General features: G+C 69.0%; 1 protein-coding gene. It reads left to right on the top strand.

What is annotated here, in order from left to right; genetic code table 11:
• Positions 1-349 precede the first annotated feature (349 nt).
• Positions 350-3889, top strand: a complete 3540-nt coding sequence (locus ACFXGN_RS32735) for a UvrD-helicase domain-containing protein (RefSeq protein WP_384866070.1) — start codon at positions 350-352, stop codon at positions 3887-3889.
• Positions 3890-3979: the final 90 nt, after the last annotated feature.

Raw genomic sequence — 3979 nt, forward strand, 5'->3', positions numbered from 1 at the left:
CGCGGAGCTTGTTCCGTGCCCAGGGCAGGTCGGAGGCGTACGAGCGGTAGCGCCAGACGGCGAGGTCGGTGAGCGTGGCGGGCTCGTGCGGCTGGTACGGATTGAGGCTGGCGGCAGATGACAGCAGGTGAGCAGCCGTGTGTCTCGCCGGCGGACGCTCCTTTAGCCGGGTGACCTCTACGCTTTGGTGTCACGACAGTGCCGTGAAGTTCGCTGTCGTGGGGAGTCCGTCAGAGGGCGACCTTTCCTGCATCAGTCCGGATCCACGATCAACGCGCACTTACAGTAGAAAAGTCCGTTGTGCTCGCCGCCCCGTTGCGTTGCACCTGGAAGGAGGGGATGAGCGAGGATGCCGAAGCGCATTCGACGCGCAGCCGCGCTCGCTGCTGAACAGCGTGCGGTTGACCACGCGTATTCCTGTCTGGAGCGGGCCCGGCGGGAGGCGTCGGAGCTGAGCGGCCTCAATGTCGCAGCCAGCGGCAAGGACTCCATTGACGCCCGGCGGACCTGGGAGCGGGAGCTGGCGTCCCTCGACATCGGAGGCAAGTCCCTCGTCTTCATGAGGGCCGATGTCGACGAGGGTGAAGGCCGCGAGACGTTCTACGTTGGGCGGCGCGTGGTGCGCGACGAGCAGCGGAATCCCGTCGTGGTCTCCTGGAGTTCGCAGGCCGCGGTGAACTGGCGGCTGACCAGCGAGCGGGATCCGGGGCAGGTGCGGCTGTTGCGCCAGATCATCTGTGATCAGCAGGTGGTCAAGCGCTATCTCGATCTCCACGGGTCGGAAGCGGGACCACCGGCAGTACCGGAGATACCGGCGGCGGCACCGGTCGCCGTCGACGCGCCGGATGCAACGACCGAGGAACCGGCGTGGCGTGATCCGCTACTCGACGAGATGGACCGTGCGCGTGATGGCTCGATGCACGACATCGTCGAGACCATCCAACGGGAACAGCTCCGGCTCGTGGCGGAGGAGCCTGCGGGCGCGCTCGTGATCCAGGGCGGTCCGGGCACAGGCAAGACGGCGGTCGGCCTGCACCGCGTGACCTGGCTGCTGGACAACAAGCACCGGACCGCCAAGGAAATCCTCGTCATCGGCCCCAATCGGGGATTCCTCGACTACGTGGGCGTCACCCTGTCCGAACTCGGCAGCGACGACGTGTCGATGCTCGAACTTCCCGCGCTTTGGTCGGCGGCAGCGTCGCCCCGAGATCACCGTCCGATCGCTACGGTGAAGGCTGATCCGAGGATGGCTGCGGTGCTGCGCAGGGCCGTCGACTGCGAGACGACGAGCTCGGTGGACCGACTGACCGCACTCGTGGGCGGGCCGGTCTTCACCTTCGAGCTGAACCGCCGCGAAGTCGTTGTCCCTGTAGAGGAGATAGCGGAGATCGCTGCTGCGGCGCTGGTCGGCGACAGTCCGTACCAGGTGCGCCGGGAGCGCTGCACACAGCGGATCACGCAGCACCTGACCGATGTCTACGTCGGGCTGCTGCCAGGCCCTGCCGACATCGACTACCTGGCCGAGACGGCCAGGGCCCGCCCCGTCGTACGCCTCCTCAAGCGGATCTGCCCCAGCCTTACGGCCCAGGGCATTCTGCGGGGCCTTTTCTCCGGCGGGGCCAGCCTCAGCCGGGCCGCCGAGGGCATTCTGTCGGCCGCCGAGCAGGATCTACTCACCGCACCCCGCTCGGGAGCCGGTCCGGGGAGCCGTGCGGCGCGCTCGCGGACGGAACTGAGCCGCGAAGACATGGTCCTTCTCGATGAGCTGGAGTACGTACTGGGCGGACGCCCCCAGAAGGTGTACGGGCACCTGGTCATCGACGAAGCACAGGACGTCACGCCGATGGAGGCCAGGGCCCTGGCACGGCGCTGCCCCAGCGGTTCGATGACGGTGCTCGGCGACCTCGCGCAGTCGACCGGGCCCTACCTCCACCAGGACTGGGACGGACTCGGGATGGTGCTCGCCGGCCAGGACGGATGGCGGGTCACCCAGCTGCTCACGGGGTTCCGTGTACCGGGAGAGGTCATGGCCTTCGTGGCCCGGCTGGGCGAGCACTGCGCGCCCGGCGTGACAGTGCCCGACTCGGTGCGCGACACGGGCGCGGGCGTCGCCGTGATCCAGGGGGCGGAGGTAGGCACTCTGGCCGCCGAGGCCGTGGCGCTGCTACGGGCGAGCGTGCCTGTCGAAGCGGATGAACGCTCGATCGGCGTGGTCGTGCCGCCGGGCGGCGAGTGGGCCAGCGACATCGCGCGCGCGCTCGGTTCAGAGAGTCTCGGGAACCTTGCCGTCCTCACCCCGGCTGAGGCGAAGGGCCTTGAGTTCGACCATGTCGTTGTGGTGGAGCCTGCCGAGATCGTCGCAGACGAGGCTGTAGGCCCGAGGCATTTGTATGTCGCACTGACGCGGTGTACCCAGTCGCTGACCGTCGTCCACGCCCTGCCCCTGCCCCCGCAGATCGGCGGCCCGGACCGGCTTCCCGCGCCCGCTGCCGCATCCGCGCTTTCTCCCTCCCCGCGTGACGCGGAGGGCTCGGCCGCGGATCTTGCGGCGAGCCTTTGCAGCCGGTACTTCGCTGACGGGACTCCGTGCACTCATTCCACTCACCACCCGGACAAGTGGTGCAAGACGGCCCCCTGCGGGGGCTTCCGCACCGCTGAACCGGTGGTCGTGGCCCAGCCCCGCCGTCTTGCCCCACTCGTCGGTGCGCAGGACCAGGGCCGTCTCAACCTCGATGCGCGGCAGCGTGCCGCCGTGCGGGTCAGCTCGGGGGCGTGCGGGGCCTTTGTCGTACGGCACCGGGGCGGCCTACGCGAAGCGGCGGTGGAATTGCACACCATGCTGGCCTCGTTCGTCGAGCGGGCCCGGCACCTGCGCGCCGCGGACGGCACCTGGGCCCTGGACCTCGCGGGATTCCGCATCGTGCTCAGTCCCGAGGCCGACGCGATCACGGGCTACGACGCGGTGCACGCGGAGCGGAGCTTCGCGCAGTTCGAGGCGGGCGTCGCGTCCCGGGTGGGTAAGGACGCCCGGGCCGCGCGGAGATCGGCGCTGACCGCGCCGGTACGGGAGAGCGGACCACTGCTCGGTGCCGAGGAACCGGTCCGTCTGCTCGACGCAGGAGCGGTGCACGCCACCGCCTCGGCTTGCGCCAGATACGAGCGGGTGGGGCAGATTCGCGGTATGGCCGATGAAACCTTCGTACGTGCGATGTGTGGAACGCTCGCCGATGACCTGCGGACCGCGGACATCGAGTTGTTCGAGACCTGTGTCATCGTCAAGGGCAGCCGCTTCCAGTGGCGGCTCTCGCCCGACGGCCGCTCCCTGCTGACCGTGCGCGAACCCGGTACGGACTACCGCAGACCGCCGGCCGTCACCGACTCCCTTCCCGAGCCTCGAAGGACGACCATGCCCCCCACCGACCCGGCACCCCTGCTCGTCAAAGAGGAACAGGTGAAGGAAGAGCAGCCGACCGCAGCGAGCAGCGGCCTGGAACACCTGGTGGCCGCCCGCACGGTGGCGGCGCGGTCGGACCGGTCCCACGAAGCACTCCGGCACCGCCTGCTCGCCGACCTCTACGACAGTGCGTCGGAGGTCGGGGAGAGCGCCTTCGTGGACGCCTGGTGCACGCGGGCTGACGGCACCGTGCTCTTCGACGTACTGGGAAGCAAGGACAGCACGTACCCGTCCATCCGGAAGTCAGTGCTCCACCTCATGGAGGTGTCCCACCTGCGTACGGAAGGCCAGGCGGAGTTCCTCGTCGTTGTGTTGGGCGGCGAACCGGCGGAGCCATGGGTGGTTGACGCGGTCGACGGCGCTTTCAGCGTGCTCCTCACCTGGCGAGCCGACGGGATCTGGGCTGGGCCGGGCGCGCGGCACATCGCGCCCTAGGACTTGTCTGATAATTGATCTTGTGGTGGGTCGTGGTGAGCTGACGGATGTGGCGTGGGAGCGGATAGCGCCTCTGTTGCCTGGTGTTGA

This window comes from Streptomyces sp. NPDC059247 (assembly GCF_042754005.1).
Classification (GTDB): domain Bacteria; phylum Actinomycetota; class Actinomycetes; order Streptomycetales; family Streptomycetaceae; genus Streptomyces.

Excerpts from the sequence above, each read along its gene's own strand:
- ACFXGN_RS32735 (WP_384866070.1), top strand. The coding sequence starts at position 350 with ATGCCGAAGCGCATTCGACGCGCAGCCGCGCTCGCTGCTGAACAGCGT.